This is a genomic window from Pseudomonas migulae NBRC 103157 (assembly GCF_002091715.1).
GTDB classification, from domain to species: Bacteria; Pseudomonadota; Gammaproteobacteria; order Pseudomonadales; family Pseudomonadaceae; genus Aquipseudomonas; species Aquipseudomonas migulae_A.
Genome location: NZ_BDAG01000040.1, coordinates 11,311 through 26,612 on the forward strand (window position 1 = coordinate 11,311; position 15,302 = coordinate 26,612).

Below are 15,302 nucleotides of genomic sequence, written 5' to 3' on the forward strand. Positions count from 1 at the left end.
GCTTCGTGGGGCTGGCCAAGTGCCTTCTACCGACGGTCGGAACCGCTCAAGAACGGTCCTGACACGCCGATCTCGTAGGAGCCGGCTTGCTGGCGATAGCGTCCGGCCAGTCGAAAATATGTCGACTGGCCGGACGCTATCGCCAGCAAGCCGGCTCCTACAAAAGCATGCGTTAGACGCTGTAGACAGGGAATGTCCAGACCATTTTCACGCCTCTTCAGGGCGTTCCTCATTCCTGTCATGAGTACCTTTCCCAATGTTTTTGCAAAAGTCCTTGAGAGCGCAAATTCTCGCTCTGCTGAGCGGCAGCCTGTTTGCAATGCTGCTGATCGCTCTGGCCTGCTTTCATTTTCTGTCCGGCGGCGTTCAGAACTACGCGAACCTGATCGACGGCCCGCTGCACACTTCGCAATTGATCGATGAAGCCAACCTGCAATTCAAGGTGCAGGTTCAGGAATGGAAAAACGTCCTGCTGCGCGGCAAGCAACCGGCGGACCTGGACAAGTACTGGAAGCAGTTCGAAGACCGCCAACGCGATGTGCAGGGCATCCTCGGCGAACTGGCCGGGCAAAAGGGCATCGAGCCGCCACTCAAGACCCGCATCGAACGCTTGCGTGAAGAACATCGTCAGTTGGGTTCGGCGTACCAAAAGGGCCGCGATGCCTACGTGGCGGCCGGCGCCGATCCAACCGCGGGCGACACCGCGGTCAAGGGCATGGACCGGGCGACCAGCGATCAGATGAGCGAACTGGTCAGTGAATTGCGCAAGCAGGGCGTCGAACAGTCGAAGCTGATCAGCGCCAGCGCCGATCGCACTGTGTTGCTGGGCAGCATCGTGATGCTCGCATCGGGTCTGTTGATCGGCCTGTTGAGCCTGTGGCTGGTCAACCGCAACCTGGTCGAGCCGATTCGCAAACTGATCGACTACGTGGCGCAACTCAGTCAGGGCAAGTTTGCCGAGCGCGTGGCCAGCACCCGCCAGGATGAGCTGGGCAAACTGGCGATCGCGGCCAACACACTGCGCGATTTCCTTGCTGACACCTTCAGCCGCTTGCAGGTCAGTACCAAGGACCTGGACGGCGCCAGCAGTGAGTTGAAAGCGATCGCCGGCCTCATGGCCAGCGGCACCAACGAGCAGTTCAACCGCACCGATCAGGTCGCCACGGCGATGAACGAAATGTCCGCCACCGCGCAGGAAGTCGCGCGCCACGCCGCCGACGCCGCGCGTGCCGCCGACGATGCCGACCAGTCCGCCCAGCAAGGCGAAAAAGTCATGCAGGGCACCATCCACACCATCACTCGCATGCGCGGTGAAATCGCCAACACGGCGACGGTCATTCGACAGCTGGAAACCGACAGCGGCCGCATCGGCAAGGTACTGGAAGTGATTCGCGGCATCGCCGAGCAGACCAACTTGCTGGCGCTCAACGCCGCCATCGAAGCCGCCCGTGCCGGTGAAGCCGGGCGCGGTTTCGCAGTGGTGGCCGATGAAGTCCGTAGCCTGGCCCAGCGCACGGCGGCGTCGATCATCGAGATCAACCAGATCATCCAGACCGTGCAAACCGGTGCGGTGGACGCGGCGCAGGCGATAGAGAGTGGCCAGTCGCGCAGCGAAGAAAGCGTCCAGCAAGTGACCGAGGCCGGTGCGATGCTGGAGCGTATCACCCACGCCGTGGAAGCCATCCGCGACATGAACCGCCAGATCGCTACCGCTGCCGAAGAGCAGACCTCAGTCGCCGAAGACATCTCGCGCAATCTCACCGAGATCACCAGCATCGCCAGCACCAACCTGGACAACGTTCAACGCACCGAAGCGGCCAGTCACAACTTGCACGGGTTGTCCGGGCAACTGAATGAAGTGACGGCGCGCCTGAGCGCGTAAGGCATTACCGGAACGCAAAAAAGCCGCACGATCCGAAAATCGTGCGGCTTTTTATGTGTGAATCAGTTGTCTTGCTTGTTCTTCAGGACTTCGCCGGTGGCGGCGTTCAGGTCCACGTCCCATTCAACGCCTTTGGCGTCTTTGAGTTCAACTTCGTACTCGTAGAGGGTGGAGTGTTTGTCGAGGTCGCTGTCGGTAATCGTGGCACCCGGGTGCAACTTCAGCACGATCTGGTTCAGCTCTTCCAGCGGCTTGATCTTGCCGTCCTTGACCAGCTGCGGGATCTCATTGACGGGAACATCAGCCGCTTGGGCCAAGCCAGCAGTAAGGGTCAGGGCGGCAGCGGTGAACAGGGCAGTCAAAGTCTTCATGAGGTTCTTTCCTTGGGTGAGCCGTTTAAGTGAGCCCAGATTAACTGTGGCAACTTAATTCAGGCTTAATTCCTGGAGCATCGCCAGCAAGCCGGCTCCTATAGGTCCGTGTCGTTCGTAACTAACGACTCAACCTTGTAGGAGCCGGCTTGCTGGCAATCGCGTCACCTCGTTTCTGGATCAATACCCGTTGTTCTGCAACAACTGCGCAACCGTGCCCGCCGCCGGACGTTTATAGAACTTCAACAATTCGCTGGCGCGGTTGGTGAAGATGCCATCGACCCCGGCGTCCATGACTTTCTGGTAATCCACTGCGTCGTCGACGGTGTAGACGTGCACCAACAAACCCTGATCGTGGGTGTACTGGTTCATCCACGGTTTGACCAGGTCCGAATAGCTTTGATCACCCCCCTTGGTCAGGGCCGCAGAAGGCCCGGTGCCGATCGCGCCCTGGGCCTTGGCGTACTCGACCCATTGCTGGAACTCGGCTTTGTCCTTCGGTTCCTGCTTGGCGTAATACGTGGCTTTGTCCTTGTCGCCAGATTCGGCGAACGTCACCTTGGACTTAGGCTCGATGCTGCCTTCGCCGACCCACAACAGCAGGACCTTCGGCACCTGCGGCATTTCTTTTTCCAGCAGTTCCAGGCTGCTCTTCTCGAACGTTTGCAGCACCACCTTGCCTTTACCCTGGCCGACGGCGAGTTCGCTTTTCGCCAGTTTCGAACCGGCCGGGCTCAACCAGCCGCGGTCCTGAAGTTTTTCCTTGAGGTCACGCTCGATGCCGGGGAATTGCTTGGGTTCTTTGGTTTCGATGTACAAGCCGGGCTTGTGCAACGGGTTGCCCTGGGCGATGTCGATGATTTCGTCGAGGGTCAGGATTTTCAGACCGGCGAAAGCAGGACGCGCGCGGTCCGGGTAAGCGCTGTTGAACCAGCTGCCGGCATCGAGGGTTTTCAGTTCGGCGATGGTGAACGCGTTGGCCGGGCTGTCCTTGCGCTCAGGGAATTTGCTGGCGACGTCGGTGGTGCGTTGCAGGTTGTTGTCGTGCAGGGCAAACAGCACGCCGTCCTTGCTGCGTTGCAGGTCCAGTTCGAGGTAGTCGGCACCCAGGTCGCGCGCCAGTTTGTAGGCGGCGGCGGTGGACTCCGGTGCATCGAAAGACGCACCGCGGTGGGCGATCACTGCCGGGTGAGGGATGCCCGAACGGGTCGCCAGTGAGGTAGGGCTTGGCTCGCTGGCGGCCTGCGCCTGACCGAGGCCGAGCAGCATGCTCAGCAGCAGGGCGCTCTTGGTGAAAGTTACAGGCATGGTCGAGATCCTTTCGCAGAGTGTTTTCAAGACGTCCCTTTTAACAACTGAGCGCCGCTTGCGCTATCGCGAGACCGACATAAACGTGTTTAAAGCGGATTTTTTCAGCGCTTTTGTGCGGTTCTTTGCAGTACTCTTGGCTCCGGCAGTTTCCCCGGCAGAGGGAACGCCCTTCAACTTGCCCGGCGTGTAAACCATTGATCACTTGTGTGAGGTTTATCATGCGCATCACTTCCCAGCTCATCTGCCAGGCCGCCGAACAGCTCAAAGGCTTCGTCGGCCTCAATCGCAAAACCGGCCAGCATATCGTGCGTTTCAGTGAAGATTCCTTCGGCATGGACGTGGCGGATGACGGCATTATTCCAGCGAGTGAATTTGTCTGGGCGCCGGGGCCGGAGCAGGCCATGACGCTCAAGCGTGAGCTGATTCAATTGTTGCTCGATCAGAACATTGATGACCGGATCAACATTACCGAGCCGTTGCGGGTGTATATGAATCGGCGGGAAGTGCCGGAGATTTCGGCGGTGCGCAGTCTAGTGCAGAGTTGAGATTGGCAGTGTTTATGCTGGCCTCATCGCCGGCAAGCCAGCTCCTACAGGGTTTCGCGTCGTACATATAAACCCATGTGGGAGCGGGCTTGCTCGCGATGACGGCCTCAAGAACACCGCATCATCTACTGTTTGAACTCATAAGCCCGCTCAACCCTGCACACCCGCGTATGACACGCCGAGTACCAGGTCGAGCGCCCACGCTCACGAATCGCGCTGTGCTCGGGATGATGTTTCCACGCCAGAATCGCTGCCTCACTGGCCCAATAAGACACCGTAATCCCGAGCCCATCCTCGCCCCGCGCCGATTCCACACCCAGAAACCCCGGCTGCTCGCGCGCCAGTTCAACCATGCGCTCGGCGGCTTCGGCGTAACCCTGATCACCCTCGGTGCGCCGCGAAGTAAAAATCACCGCGTAGTAAGGCGGTTCTGGCATCTGGCCCATCATGATTTCTGCCTCGCACACGCTTCGATCAACGCACTGACCAGCGGCGGCAACAGACCTTTGAGCGCAGCACGTTCAGGTTGAAACAGCGTGGCAACGAAGAACGGATGCCCACGCAATTCCACGGCCCGTAGTTCCCCCGTCGAATCGTGGCCCACAGCGGATAATTCCTGGCTCAGCAAGTCCCGTTCAAAGTCGGGATTCACACCGTAACGGCAGCGATAACCTTCACGAATCTCGGCGCTTTCGTACGCCTTGGCGATCAACGAACCTTCAACCAGATGAATGCTGTCGACGGCTTCCACCAGTGAACAGATCAGTGGCGTGAGTAGCGCTCGCGTTGCATTGGGCGATGTCTCGCCGTGCTCGGCATCTTTCCAGCCGAGCACGTTGCGGGCGTATTCGAGTAGGGCGTGTTGAAAACCGCCACACGTGCCGAGGAACGGTCGCTGTTGTTCGCGGGCAAAGCGGATCGCTCGCAATGCACCGTCCTCATTGCGATAGGGACTGGCTGGCACACACCAGAAGCCATCGAAGTCTTTCAACGGCATGTCATCGTTGATGCGGTCGGTGGCCAACCACTCGAACTGAACGTTCAAACCTGAGTGTTCGGCCACCCTGCCGAGGGCGATGGGAATCGCCTGATGGGCGGTGACTTGCGGGTCGTAATCGCCGATCAGGGCGATGCGGATGACGGTGTATTCCATGAGTGCTCCCGGCGCTTGTTGATTCCTGGAGCCCACTATAGATTGGCGTTCACGCACTCAATATTGGCGTTATCCCAAGTGATCAATGCAACCGCGCACTATCGACTGGATTACCCCGACCTCTCCCTGATCCTCGCGCTGGTGCGCGGCGGTTCGTTGGCCCGGGCGTCGGCGTTGTTGAACGTCGACGTCTCCACCGTGTTTCGCGCCGTGCGCCGACTGGAAGCCGCGCTGGGTCAGCAACTGTTCGAAAAGAGCCGCGCCGGCTATTTGCCCACCAGCCTGGCGCAGACGCTGGCCGAACAGGCCGAGCGCGCCGAACAAGCGCTGGAGGCCGCGCGCATCGGCGTGGAGCAGGGCGCTGAAGTCATCAGCGGCACTGTGCGCCTGACCTGCACCGATTCGGTCCTGCAAGGTTTGCTGGTGCCGGCGCTCGCGCAATTCATGCCCGGCTATCCGGCGCTGACGATCGAGTTGAGCACCTCCAACGACTTCGCCAACCTCAGCCGCCGGGACGCAGACATCGCCTTGCGCATGACTCGAACGCCGCCTGAGCATTTGGTCGGCCGGTGTCTGGCGCAGGTGTCGTACCGAGTGTGTGCGAGTACGGCGTATCTGAAATCGGTCGATGCCGAAGACCTGGCTTCACTCACCTGGATCGCCCCGGACGACTTCCTTCCGGATCACCCCACCGTCGCGTGGCGTCGCCAGCAGTTGCCCGGCGTCACACTGAGTTATCGCTGCAACAGCATGTTGTCGGTGACTGAATTGGCGCGGGCGGGGCTCGGTGTCGCGGTACTGCCGGACTTTTTGATCGGCGACGGGCTGCAGCCGTTGAGCGAACCGCTGCACGGTTACGACACCGCGCTGTGGTTGCTGACCCGGCCCGACTGCCGTGCCTTGCGTTCGGTGGTGACGTTATTCGATGAGTTGGGTCGGATCCTCAAGCGGCCATGAGGCAGCTCAGACCTTCGGCTCATTCTTGTGCTGCACGATGTGCAGGTGCATTTCCGAGGTCAGGTTTTCGATGCGTTCCGAGAGTGTCTTGGTCATCTCGGTGAGGCGGGTGTTCTGTTCAAGCAATTCGAGTAATTGCGCGGTGTGCTTCGCCGCCTGCGCCTGACGTTCACTGTTGGCCACGGCCAAGGCTTCGCGGTGTTGCGCATCGGCTTCGGACTGGGCTTTGTCCCGGGCTGCCTGACGGGTCTGGGCCAGCAGAATCAACGGCGCGGCGTACGCCGCTTGCAGGCTGAACGCCAGGTTGAGCAGGATGAAAGGGTAGGCATCGAAGTGGGTGATGCCAGACACGTTGAGAAAAATCCATAACGCGACGATCAGCGTCTGCGCGCCAAGAAACATCGGCGTGCCGAAGAATCGCGCAAATGCCTCGGCGCGCAGGGCAAACTTGTCATTGCCGAACGTCGGCGCCAAATGAGCGTGAGCGCGGTGAAAACGCAAGTGATCGACGGTCGCGGTGGTCTGGGTTTCGGTGGTCATGATGCTCTCTGTCGGGCGCTGGGACTTGCGTTCACTATAGCGCCGCCCGGTGCCGCGTTGGCTAGACCGTCAGCGCGGCAAGCGCGTCTTCAGCGCTGGTAGCAGGCCAGGAACATGTCGAGCGCCGACTCCGCGACAGTGCTTTGCATTTCGGGCGAAAGGCTGGGCAACCCCATGGAAATCTGCGGCCAGAACGCAAAGGATTTGAGCATGCCTTGAATCTGTTGTGCGGCAAATTCGGGGTCGACCTTCTTCAATCGCCCATCGGCCTGGGCGGCGCGAATCCACACGGTCAGGCCTTCCTCGCGTTTGCCCATCCGCGCGACCATGTCTTGCGCACGCTCCGGTGAATGAATCGCCGCCGCGATGGCCACCCGCGCCAGGTCCAGGAAATTCTCATCGCCGATCATCTTCAATTTCGCCATCAACATCAGGCGCATCTGGTCGCGCAGCGGCAGGTCCGCGCGATAGGCCGTTTCCTGTTCTGCCGTCACCCGCGCCCATAACTGATTGAGGATTTCGGCGAACAACTCTTCCTTGCTGGGGAAGTGGTTGTACACCGTGCGCTTGGACACGCCAGCGGTGGCGGCAATCTTGTCCATGCTGGTGATGTCGAAACCGTGGGCACGGAATTCGGCAATCGCCGCTTGGATGATCGCTTCGCGTTTTCGGTCGGTCAGGCGCTGTGGAGCTGTCATAAGTACGCTTCGGCAGAAGAAATTAAGAATTACACTCAGCAGTTTACTTGTGAACGGGTTTGATGCAACCTAGAAACTACACTGTGCAGTGTAATGTTTCGTTAACCCTGCACAGCCAAAAATAGAGAGCCCGGCTGATGCGTGCGTGCCTTGGCCATTAATCGTCCCACCGCAGAAACCGCGAACCGCACGGTTTCCTGGAGTCATTCACATGGCCAATGCCACTAACGCCTGCGAACCTGAAGCTTCCCGCCAGGTCGACGGGACCTACAAAAACCACGCACCTGTGCAGCGAGAAGGCTTGCGCAAAATGGTGCGCATCATGTGGAACATGATCTTCCACAAACCGCGCAACACCCGGCCAGCCGCTGCCGTTCCGGTGCAACGCCTGAGCCACGATGCGTTGATCGCCGCGCCCAATCACAGCGTCTATCGCCTTGGTCACTCCACTGTATTGCTCAAGCTGCGAGACAAATTCTGGATCACCGACCCCGTCTTCGCCGAACGCGCATCGCCCGTGCAGTGGGCCGGCCCGAAGCGTTTTCACCAGCCGCCCATCAGCCTGGACGAATTGCCACCGATTGAAGCGGTGATCCTGTCCCACGATCATTACGACCACCTCGATTACGAGGCGGTGCTCAAACTGGCGGACAAGACCCACTACTTCCTCGCGCCGCTGGGCGTTGGCGACACCTTGATCAAGTGGGGCGTCGATGCCGGCAAAGTGCGCCAGCTCGATTGGTGGCAGGACACCGAAGTCGCCGGCATCCAATTCATCGCCACCCCGTCACAGCACTTTTCCGGTCGCGGCCTGTTCGATGGCAACAGCACGCTGTGGGCGTCATGGGTCATCATCGACGGTGACACACGGGTCTTCTTCAGTGGCGACAGCGGTTACTTCGACGGCTTCAAACGCATCGGCGAACAACATGGTCCGTTCGACCTGACACTCATGGAAACCGGCGCCTACAACGTCGAGTGGCCACATGTGCACATGCAGCCCGAGCAAACCCTGCAAGCGCACATCGACCTCAGAGGCCGCTGGTTGCTGCCGATTCACAACGGCACGTTCGATCTGTCGATGCACGCCTGGTTCGAGCCGTTCGACCGGATACTGGCCTTGGCCTGGGAGCGCAGTGTGTCGATTACCACACCGCAGATGGGTGAGGCGTTCAATGTCATGTACCCGCAACGCGGCAGTGCATGGTGGTTGGGGATGGAAGACGAGATTGATCAGGTGACGGTTCAGAACGCGTGATGGTGTACCGCCAGGCCGAACCATTGGGTCGGCCCTGGCCGCCGACACCTCACTCAACCATCGCGAAATCAGTCCGCCCTACCGAATTCGATGCAGACCCTTTGACGCTCATCCCCCGACCCGGCGCAAACCCCGGGAAGAACACCAACCCCTCTGACTCGAAGCGATACGCCAACGCCAGCCGATCCGCATCCGGCACATCACGCCGGGCCTCGAATCGCTCAATCGCGTCCATCGAAACGCCGGACTCTCGGCACAGTTCCTCCACGCTCCAACCCAACATCGCCCGGGCCTGGGCGCAATGGGCGGGGGTGAATTGGAAGAGGGCGATACGTTCCAGGGTGATCTTCATCGCATAAGAGGCCATGGTGTTCTCCGGGCTCAAGAGTGCTGATTCAAATGTACTGTGTTTTTGTACAGTTGTTTTGCGCCCGGATCAAACTCATTTTTTGATTTTTACGACTTCGCCCCCTCCAACCAGACGGACGGCGCCTGGCCCAACACTCGGCGAAACATCGTCGAGAACGCCGCCGGGCTTTCGTAGCCGAAATCCAGCGCAATGCGCGTCACCGGCTCACCCACCGCCAACCGCGCAAGCGCCAAAACCACGCAAGCCCGCTGCCGCCACTGGCTGAAACTCAGGTCGGTCTGTTGGCGGAACAGGCGATTGAAGGTGCGTAAACTGATGTGCAACTGATCGGCCCATTGCTGCGGCGACTGATGCGCGTCCGGCCGCTGCAAAAAGCCGCGGCACAGCGCGAGCAGCCGCGTATCGACCGGCAGCGGGATGTGCAACGGTAGCGGGGCACTGCGCACCAGCTCATGCAGCAGCAAAGCGATCAACACCCCATCGCGCCCACCCTCGTCGTACTCCAGCGGTATCTCCACCGCCTCCATCAGCAGCTGCCGCATCAACGGTGAAACGCTGATCACCTGGCAACTATCCCCCAAATCCACCGTCCCCGGCTCGATGTACACACTGCGAGTGCTCACCCCCAGCATCACCACCTCATGCGCCACCCCGGCCGGAATCCACACCGCCCGCTGCGGCGGCACCACCCAATTGCCGTCATGCGTGCCGACCTGCATCACCCCGGTAGCGCCGTACAACAACTGTGCCCGCCGGTGCGTATGACGCGGCAACACCTGACCGTAGGAATAATCCGTACCGATGGCCACCACCGAGCGTGGCGTGTCATCCACTACGTTAATCGAAACATTGCGCATCGAGCGGCTTCCAGCAGTTGGCGTAAACGCAAACATTATTGGCTGACTTGCTGAAGCAGGCCAAGCCACATCGCTCTATCGTCGACCGCTCCCAACCAACGGACGACGCGCAATGTTCTACCTCCTGCTGACACTCTTCGGCTGCATGACCGGCATCACCGCCGTGCTGTTCGGCTTCGGCGGCGGCTTCGTCGTCGTGCCGCTGCTGTATCGGATGCTCATGGCCAGCCACGGTGCCGACGACCCCATCGGCCAATCGGCAATGCACATCGCCGTCGCCACCTCGACCTGCGTGATGATCGTCAACGCACTCGTCGCCAGCGGAAAACATCACCGTGCGGGAAATCTGATTCGCCATTACCTGTGGCCGTTAGGTGGGTATATCGGGTTGGGCGCGGTGGTCGGCGCAGTGGCGGCGATGTGGGTGAGTGGGGAGGTGATTCGGTATGCGTTCATTGCCTACCTGGGCGTGACCATTGTGGATTGCCTGTTCAGACGCGGTTTTCTTACACACGTAGATAACGCAATCCCACGGCGATTGGGGAGGGCGGAAGTGTCTGGAGGCGGCGTAGGAATCGGCACAATCGCCACATTTCTCGGCGTGGGCGGCAGCGTCATGACCGTGCCATTGTTGCGTCGATGCGGGTTGAGCATGTCGCAGGCAACATCCATGGCTAATCCACTAAGCCTGCCCGTTGCGTTGGCCGGGACCGTGACTTACATGGCGATGGCGGGGTTTAGCGATTTTGATTTGGGGGCGTGGTTTGTCGGTTATGTGGATCTGCTGGCGTTTGCGGTTTTGACGATGGGGTCGTTGGTGGGGATTCGATTGGCTACGCCGTGGATCGGGCGGATTCCGGATCGGATACATGCGCGGGTATACATCGGTTTGCTGGTCGTGGTGATGCTCAGCATGTGCCTGAATTGAACACCGTCACTTCGCCTCCAACCCCGGCGCCTCACGAATAATGAAGTGATCCAGGTTCTCGATATTCGCACTGAACACCCCGAACGTCTGCTCGGGGTTTTTCTTGCTCGGCACCTGCTTCAACTCTGGTGTCACGCCATAAAAGAAGCAATACAACTGCGCTTCACTGTCGATGGCATGCTTGATCTCTTCCAGAAACGCTTTGCGCTTGCGGTAGTTCTCGATCAACTTCTTGCTCAAGTAAACGTTGACCGAATAAGGCTTCTTCTTCGCCTCGTCCGGCTGCTTGAACCAGACCTTCTGCTCGAAATCGATACGAAAACTCTGCGTGTAATCCTTGATCTCCTTGATCTTGCCCCAGTAAATCAGCCCCTTGTTGTCCGTCAGGTATTCAATCTTCTTGAAGAACGACCCATAAGGCGCCGTGTGCTCGCCAATCTTCAGCGGCATGCGCTTGAGCAGGTCCTTGTCCTCGAAGTTCGACACAAAACACTCCACCGGATGCGCGAAGACGCTGGTCTTGTCCGGCGCTGATTCGTGGTTTGGGTGCTCGGTATCGCTGGGCTGTGTAAGAGGTTTCGGATCGTCCCGTACTCCATCCGCTGCCACCGCCGGATTCGACGGCTTACGCACATACTGACGCCGAGTCAGCAACAGCTCCGACGGGAAATGCTCCTCGCGACTGTCATCCGTTTCCGCACCGTCCGCGTCCACACCCGACGCCGATGCCTTGAGACTGACATAAGGACAATCCGCCACATGCCGGGTGCTGGGCGTGTTCTTGAAGTGCGGGGTGCGCACGTAATTCACGTTTTTGGCGTTGAACGTCGTCAGCACGTTTGCCGCATCGAAGGCCGCCCGGCAGGCGTCATTGGGGCATTGGAAGTGTTCCTTCGCGGAATCGAACTCCATGGTCTCGTCGAAATTCAAATCGCGCACGTCATAGATCGACAACTTGTCGTCGAGGCTGAGGCAGTAGGCGAAATCGAATTTCATGGTGGGCTCGGGTCCTTGAGTGGGGAAGGGTATTAATAGCGGGAGGCGGGGCGGGTTGCACTGAATGTTTTCAACACAGCGCAAAATCTGCGGCAACCCTTACCGCCCCCTGTAGGAGCGAAGCTTGCTCGCGAAAAACATAAGAGAGCCGCTGGGCAACAGGTTGTACGCGTTATCGTTCACGACCATTGCGGACAAGTTCTCTTTTTGACAAACGGTCAGCTCTACACCTTGCCTATAAAAAAACTCCGGCTTAGGCTAGCTTAGCTAACTCTATGGAGGTGCCATATGAATGAATTGGTGCAAGTAAATATGCACGAAGCAAAATCCCAACTCTCCCAACTTGCTGAGCGTGCATGGCATGGCGACAAGGTGGTGATCGCCAAGGCCGGCAAGCCTTATCTGGATTTGCTGCCTCATGTCGATACACCTCGGGCGCGCAAGCCTGGACGGTTGAAGGGGAAGATTCGGATGTCTGCGGATTTTGACAAAACGCCTGACGACATCATTGATGGATTTGAGGGCAGCCTATGAGGCGCTTGTTGTTGGATACCCATGCGTTTCTGTGGTGGCTTTCCGATGATTCGTCACTGGGCGAAGATGCTCGACAGATGATTGGGGAGCCGCGTAATCAGGTGCTGGTGAGTGCCGCTTCGATCTGGGAGATATCGATCAAACAAGCCAAAGGAATGCTCGAAGCCCCAGAGGATCTTGAGGCGCTGGTTGAAGACGAGGGTTTCACCAAACTGCCGATTTCGCTGTTTCACGGACAGCAGGCGGGTAAGTTACCGGAGATTCATCGCGATCCGTTTGATCGAATGTTGATTGCCCAAGCTCAGGCGGAAGGGTTGGAGTTGGTCACTGCGGACGGGATTATTCCGCAGTATGGGGTACGGGTGGTTTCGGCACGGTTGTGAGGGGGAGGCAGAATACTGATGTTTTCAAACCCATCGCAGATCCCCCTTGGGAGCGAGCTTGAGTTTCATGGCGGGTTCGGACCCTGAGTACGAGCAGAATGTGGGGCGAATGGCACTGCCTGTTTTCAAAACACCGTAAACCCATCACACGTCAATTTTGACTGGTGGTTAAAAAAAGAATGAGATCGGATGGAAACGAAACCGAGCAGGCCTGTTCAATGGCTGTAATTTGCTCCTTCGTCAATTGGTAGTCATACACGTAGTCCTCTTGATCCTTCCAGCCCATCAATACCGCGAGCTCTTCGCTTTTGATCGCAAGCACGTTCTCATAAGAAGCAAAGTCGTCTCCCTCATTGATACCCATCACCGTGTGCTTCATGGCTCTACCGTCCTCGTTGGGTCTGCAGGTTTTGTCTGATTGCCTGATGCGTGATCAAACTCGCCCAAGTGTTTTCCGCGTTTGTTGTATTTCTCCACTGCGCCGTGCTGGAAGTCCCATTCGTAAATCGTGCCTTTTTTATCCTTCCAACGAGGACGTAGGCCCCCGCCCTTCATGCGGGTTTTGCCTGGGGCCCATTTTGCATCCGGAAAGGCCGGCAGGGTATGTGGCTTCGGGTAGTAATGATGAGAAATACTGACAACGACATAGACCGGCCTTACACCCGAATCCGCCGGAAACACCAGAATGAAATCCTTGTACTCCGGCGGATAAACCGGGTTCACGATGATGCTGTCAGCCGCTTTCGTTGGCGGGTAAACCCAGATAGGCGGCGCTTGCGGGGCAGCCTCCAGCGCCGGAATGCCCAGGATGTCGGAACCATCCACGGCCGGCGTCCAGATCAGTTCGATGCCGTCACCCAGGTCAGCCACCTGCTGGCTGCCACGCACTGTGAACTGCACGACATCGACCATTTCCCAATCGCGATGTTTGCCGGTGTAGAAGCCATATCCCTTGAGACTGCCGTCACTCTGTTGTTCGACCCGCAGGCGAACGCGGGTACGGGCCTGTTTGAGCGCACGGAGTTGGTCGTCGGTGTAAAGCGAGCTGTCGCCCAGACTCGATGGTGTGAACAGCACAACAAGGCCAACCAGCGTTGCTGTTACGGCGCTCGCCGCGACCACGGGAGCAGCGGCGAATGCCGAGCCTGCCAAGGCGAGGGCGCCCAGACCCGCAGGAATCGCAGTGCCACTGATCTTCTTCAGTGGTATTGCGCCTGATTGATCCGCTTCTCGAGCACCCAGCAGAATCAGGTCACCGTAGTCTTTCAGGCTATCGGTCGGCACCATCCCTGAGGGGTTCGAGTAATCGATGATGGCGTCCGGCAGCTTGCAGGACTTGGCGAAGACACATCCGGCTTGAGTGGTTCTTTGCTTTTGCGCTATGAGCGGACGGTTGCGTTCGAAGGCGTCTTGCCTGGCCAGCATGGCCTCATAGGCTTTTTGCCTGGCGTCCCGCTCGGCCAACTCGGTGGCGGTCATGTAGCGGTAGGTGACGTGATGCCCATCGCCGGAGGGCGGATTCTTAACCCGCGGAATGTCCTTGTTGCCAGCCACTGATCATCCTTTCGTTCGTCCATCGGCAGCCCCGAAAAAGGGGCTGCGCGACGTTAACGAACGCGGCTAATCGTGGCTGTAGGACGAGTCTTGGATGACTCTAAGCGTTTTCTCTTTTTATCGGGATTGCAGCGCAATCCTCAGGGCCCGGGGCCTTCGGGGGCGTAGGTTTTCCAGGCCCAATCACTCAATCTTCAACCGCTTCACCTTCTGAAACAGCGAAGCAGTGAACTCATCCCGATCACTCGAATGGTGACAACGTCGATGACAATTCGGACACAGCGCTACGGCATTACTCGGGCGATCCGAACCTTCCTGCGCCAAATGCTTAACGTGATGAACCTCAAGAAACGGCCTGCCGTCCTTCTCAAACGGCGCCGGTTTTCCGCAACCCTCGCAGATACCATTGGCTTCTTTCCGCACCCAGGCTCTTACCTCTGGATCGCGTACAAAAGAGTTGCCCGAGCCTGGTACTTGTTGTGGTTTCAAAATCCCCTTCGGCTCGCCTTTGAATGGTTGCTTCTCAAGTTTGGCAGCACGTTGTTCTAGCGTTGCCTCATCGGCGGTCGGGGCAAAGTCTTCCTGCGTTAAAGCACTCGGCGCGTTTAGCGCTTCACGAATGCTGCTCGCAACATTTGCGCCGACGTTTTTGGCGGGTTTGTAGCCCTCAATGCGATCTCGTTTGAGTTCGACCAACACGGTAGAGATGTTCTGCATCCGAAACTCAACCGAACCTTTGGTGCGGCCTGCTAAGGCGCCCTCGCGAAGGACGCGATTCTCGTGAGCCTTATTGACCTTCTGACCGTTCTGCTCGCGTGACAGCATGCTGAGATAGGCGTCGACCGCAGCCTGAATCTCCGCGTCACTCCAGTCGCTGTTGTTCTTTTCCGTGTCCATATAATCGCCGAGGGCTGAAAACCCTCGGACGATACTGAGTGGCCATCACGGATGTCTACGAAAATTCC

At 58.5% G+C, this 15,302-nt stretch carries 20 protein-coding genes; 8 read left to right on the forward strand and 12 right to left on the reverse strand.

Annotated elements, in window-relative coordinates; translation table 11 throughout:
- The first annotated feature begins 256 nt into the window (after positions 1 to 256).
- Complete coding sequence (locus PMI01S_RS24710) at positions 257 to 1,882, forward strand: methyl-accepting chemotaxis protein (RefSeq protein WP_084322745.1); 1,626 nt, start codon at positions 257 to 259, stop codon at positions 1,880 to 1,882.
- A 62-nt stretch (positions 1,883 to 1,944) separates the two neighbouring features.
- Here PMI01S_RS24710 and PMI01S_RS24715 read toward each other — a convergent pair whose 3' ends face one another.
- Complete coding sequence (locus tag PMI01S_RS24715; protein WP_084322746.1) at positions 1,945 to 2,253, reverse strand: PepSY domain-containing protein; 309 nt, start codon at positions 2,251 to 2,253, stop codon at positions 1,945 to 1,947.
- A gap of 180 nt (positions 2,254 to 2,433) precedes the next feature.
- Positions 2,434 to 3,561, reverse strand: coding sequence for a glycerophosphodiester phosphodiesterase (locus PMI01S_RS24720; protein WP_084322747.1), 1,128 nt, complete (start codon positions 3,559 to 3,561; stop codon positions 2,434 to 2,436).
- Here PMI01S_RS24720 and PMI01S_RS24725 point away from each other — a divergent pair.
- Together PMI01S_RS24725 and PMI01S_RS24730 are read left to right on the forward strand one after the other, a co-directional pair.
- Complete coding sequence (locus PMI01S_RS24725; protein WP_084322748.1) at positions 3,560 to 3,754, forward strand: hypothetical protein; 195 nt, start codon at positions 3,560 to 3,562, stop codon at positions 3,752 to 3,754. The two genes, PMI01S_RS24720 and PMI01S_RS24725, sit on opposite strands and share 2 nt — an antisense overlap.
- A 28-nt stretch (positions 3,755 to 3,782) precedes the next feature.
- Entirely contained in the window at positions 3,783 to 4,109 is a 327-nt protein-coding gene (locus PMI01S_RS24730; RefSeq protein WP_084322749.1) for a DUF2025 family protein, read from the forward strand.
- Positions 4,110 to 4,234: 125 nt separating this feature from the next.
- Here the strand turns inward: PMI01S_RS24730 and PMI01S_RS24735 are convergent, their stop codons facing one another.
- Together PMI01S_RS24735 and PMI01S_RS24740 are read right to left on the reverse strand one after the other, a co-directional pair.
- A complete protein-coding gene (locus PMI01S_RS24735) occupies positions 4,235 to 4,558 on the reverse strand; it encodes an antibiotic biosynthesis monooxygenase family protein (protein WP_084322750.1) in 324 nt (107 codons plus the stop codon).
- The gene (locus PMI01S_RS24740; RefSeq protein WP_084322751.1) at positions 4,555 to 5,262 is read right to left on the reverse strand and encodes a CTP synthase C-terminal region-related (seleno)protein; all 708 of its coding nucleotides are present in this window, start codon (positions 5,260 to 5,262) and stop codon (positions 4,555 to 4,557) included. The genes PMI01S_RS24735 and PMI01S_RS24740 overlap by 4 nt, the downstream gene beginning before the upstream one ends.
- A gap of 15 nt (positions 5,263 to 5,277) precedes the next feature.
- Here PMI01S_RS24740 and PMI01S_RS24745 point away from each other — a divergent pair, with 15 nt between their 5' ends.
- Positions 5,278 to 6,219 carry a LysR family transcriptional regulator gene (locus tag PMI01S_RS24745; RefSeq protein WP_084322791.1) on the forward strand — a complete coding sequence of 314 codons (942 nt, stop codon included), beginning with the start codon at positions 5,278 to 5,280 and terminating at the stop codon, positions 6,217 to 6,219.
- Between the two features lie 6 nt (positions 6,220 to 6,225).
- Here the strand turns inward: PMI01S_RS24745 and PMI01S_RS24750 are convergent, their stop codons facing one another.
- Positions 6,226 to 6,759 carry a DUF1003 domain-containing protein gene (locus PMI01S_RS24750; RefSeq protein WP_084322752.1) on the reverse strand — a complete coding sequence of 178 codons (534 nt, stop codon included), beginning with the start codon at positions 6,757 to 6,759 and terminating at the stop codon, positions 6,226 to 6,228.
- Between the two features lie 89 nt (positions 6,760 to 6,848).
- Positions 6,849 to 7,457: a TetR/AcrR family transcriptional regulator gene (locus PMI01S_RS24755; RefSeq protein WP_084322753.1), complete on the reverse strand. Its 609-nt coding sequence runs from the start codon at positions 7,455 to 7,457 to the stop codon at positions 6,849 to 6,851.
- Positions 7,458 to 7,668: 211 nt separating this feature from the next.
- Between PMI01S_RS24755 and PMI01S_RS24760 the strand changes: the two genes are divergently transcribed.
- Positions 7,669 to 8,715 (forward strand): MBL fold metallo-hydrolase, encoded by a 1,047-nt coding sequence (locus tag PMI01S_RS24760; RefSeq protein WP_084322754.1) that lies wholly within the window; start codon positions 7,669 to 7,671, stop codon positions 8,713 to 8,715.
- Between the two features lie 49 nt (positions 8,716 to 8,764).
- Here PMI01S_RS24760 and PMI01S_RS24765 read toward each other — a convergent pair whose 3' ends face one another.
- Both PMI01S_RS24765 and PMI01S_RS24770 read right to left on the reverse strand, forming a co-directional pair.
- Positions 8,765 to 9,082 carry a helix-turn-helix domain-containing protein gene (locus PMI01S_RS24765; RefSeq protein WP_084322755.1) on the reverse strand — a complete coding sequence of 106 codons (318 nt, stop codon included), beginning with the start codon at positions 9,080 to 9,082 and terminating at the stop codon, positions 8,765 to 8,767.
- Between the two features lie 89 nt (positions 9,083 to 9,171).
- The gene (locus PMI01S_RS24770; RefSeq protein WP_084322756.1) at positions 9,172 to 9,942 is read right to left on the reverse strand and encodes an AraC family transcriptional regulator; all 771 of its coding nucleotides are present in this window, start codon (positions 9,940 to 9,942) and stop codon (positions 9,172 to 9,174) included.
- Positions 9,943 to 10,054: 112 nt separating this feature from the next.
- On the opposite strand from PMI01S_RS24770, the gene PMI01S_RS24775 reads away from it, so the two are divergent.
- Positions 10,055 to 10,870 (forward strand): sulfite exporter TauE/SafE family protein, encoded by an 816-nt coding sequence (locus tag PMI01S_RS24775; RefSeq protein ID WP_084322757.1) that lies wholly within the window; start codon positions 10,055 to 10,057, stop codon positions 10,868 to 10,870.
- A 6-nt stretch (positions 10,871 to 10,876) separates the two neighbouring features.
- On the opposite strand, the gene PMI01S_RS24780 is transcribed toward PMI01S_RS24775, so the two are convergent.
- On the reverse strand, positions 10,877 to 11,866 hold the full coding sequence (locus PMI01S_RS24780; protein WP_084322758.1) for a hypothetical protein: 990 nt from the start codon (positions 11,864 to 11,866) through the stop codon (positions 10,877 to 10,879).
- A 288-nt stretch (positions 11,867 to 12,154) separates the two neighbouring features.
- Between PMI01S_RS24780 and PMI01S_RS24785 the strand changes: the two genes are divergently transcribed.
- Positions 12,155 to 12,400 (forward strand): type II toxin-antitoxin system Phd/YefM family antitoxin, encoded by a 246-nt coding sequence (locus PMI01S_RS24785; RefSeq protein ID WP_084322759.1) that lies wholly within the window; start codon positions 12,155 to 12,157, stop codon positions 12,398 to 12,400.
- A gap of 11 nt (positions 12,401 to 12,411) precedes the next feature.
- Entirely contained in the window at positions 12,412 to 12,783 is a 372-nt protein-coding gene (locus PMI01S_RS24790) for a type II toxin-antitoxin system VapC family toxin (RefSeq protein WP_235864442.1), read from the forward strand.
- Between the two features lie 151 nt (positions 12,784 to 12,934).
- Here the strand turns inward: PMI01S_RS24790 and PMI01S_RS24795 are convergent, their stop codons facing one another.
- The 3 genes from PMI01S_RS24795 to PMI01S_RS24805 all read right to left on the reverse strand — a co-directional run bounded on the left by PMI01S_RS24795 (position 12,935) and on the right by PMI01S_RS24805 (position 15,234).
- The gene (locus PMI01S_RS24795) at positions 12,935 to 13,162 is read right to left on the reverse strand and encodes a hypothetical protein (RefSeq protein WP_084322761.1); all 228 of its coding nucleotides are present in this window, start codon (positions 13,160 to 13,162) and stop codon (positions 12,935 to 12,937) included.
- A complete protein-coding gene (locus PMI01S_RS24800) occupies positions 13,159 to 14,337 on the reverse strand; it encodes a colicin E3/pyocin S6 family cytotoxin (RefSeq protein ID WP_084322762.1) in 1,179 nt (392 codons plus the stop codon). The genes PMI01S_RS24795 and PMI01S_RS24800 overlap by 4 nt, the downstream gene beginning before the upstream one ends.
- A gap of 183 nt (positions 14,338 to 14,520) precedes the next feature.
- Positions 14,521 to 15,234, reverse strand: a complete 714-nt coding sequence (locus tag PMI01S_RS24805; RefSeq protein ID WP_084322763.1) for an HNH endonuclease — start codon at positions 15,232 to 15,234, stop codon at positions 14,521 to 14,523.
- Between the last annotated feature and the right edge of the window lie 68 nt (positions 15,235 to 15,302).

Bases quoted from the DNA above. Each gene is read 5' to 3' on its own strand.
- PMI01S_RS24720 (WP_084322747.1), bottom strand. From the start codon at position 3,561: ATGCCTGTAACTTTCACCAAGAGCGCCCTGCTGCTGAGCATGCTGCTC.
- PMI01S_RS24760 (WP_084322754.1), top strand. From the start codon at position 7,669: ATGGCCAATGCCACTAACGCCTGCGAACCTGAAGCTTCCCGCCAGGTC.
- PMI01S_RS24750 (WP_084322752.1), bottom strand. From the start codon at position 6,759: ATGACCACCGAAACCCAGACCACCGCGACCGTCGATCACTTGCGTTTT.
- PMI01S_RS24795 (WP_084322761.1), bottom strand. From the start codon at position 13,162: ATGAAGCACACGGTGATGGGTATCAATGAGGGAGACGACTTTGCTTCT.
- PMI01S_RS24710 (WP_084322745.1), top strand. From the start codon at position 257: ATGTTTTTGCAAAAGTCCTTGAGAGCGCAAATTCTCGCTCTGCTGAGC.
- PMI01S_RS24805 (WP_084322763.1), bottom strand. From the start codon at position 15,234: ATGGACACGGAAAAGAACAACAGCGACTGGAGTGACGCGGAGATTCAG.
- PMI01S_RS24780 (WP_084322758.1), bottom strand. From the start codon at position 11,866: ATGAAATTCGATTTCGCCTACTGCCTCAGCCTCGACGACAAGTTGTCG.
- PMI01S_RS24735 (WP_084322750.1), bottom strand. From the start codon at position 4,558: ATGATGGGCCAGATGCCAGAACCGCCTTACTACGCGGTGATTTTTACT.
- PMI01S_RS24715 (WP_084322746.1), bottom strand. From the start codon at position 2,253: ATGAAGACTTTGACTGCCCTGTTCACCGCTGCCGCCCTGACCCTTACT.
- PMI01S_RS24770 (WP_084322756.1), bottom strand. From the start codon at position 9,942: ATGCGCAATGTTTCGATTAACGTAGTGGATGACACGCCACGCTCGGTG.
- PMI01S_RS24740 (WP_084322751.1), bottom strand. From the start codon at position 5,262: ATGGAATACACCGTCATCCGCATCGCCCTGATCGGCGATTACGACCCG.
- PMI01S_RS24755 (WP_084322753.1), bottom strand. From the start codon at position 7,457: ATGACAGCTCCACAGCGCCTGACCGACCGAAAACGCGAAGCGATCATC.
- PMI01S_RS24725 (WP_084322748.1), top strand. From the start codon at position 3,560: ATGGTCGAGATCCTTTCGCAGAGTGTTTTCAAGACGTCCCTTTTAACA.
- PMI01S_RS24785 (WP_084322759.1), top strand. From the start codon at position 12,155: ATGAATGAATTGGTGCAAGTAAATATGCACGAAGCAAAATCCCAACTC.
- PMI01S_RS24730 (WP_084322749.1), top strand. From the start codon at position 3,783: ATGCGCATCACTTCCCAGCTCATCTGCCAGGCCGCCGAACAGCTCAAA.
- PMI01S_RS24765 (WP_084322755.1), bottom strand. From the start codon at position 9,082: ATGGCCTCTTATGCGATGAAGATCACCCTGGAACGTATCGCCCTCTTC.
- PMI01S_RS24775 (WP_084322757.1), top strand. From the start codon at position 10,055: ATGTTCTACCTCCTGCTGACACTCTTCGGCTGCATGACCGGCATCACC.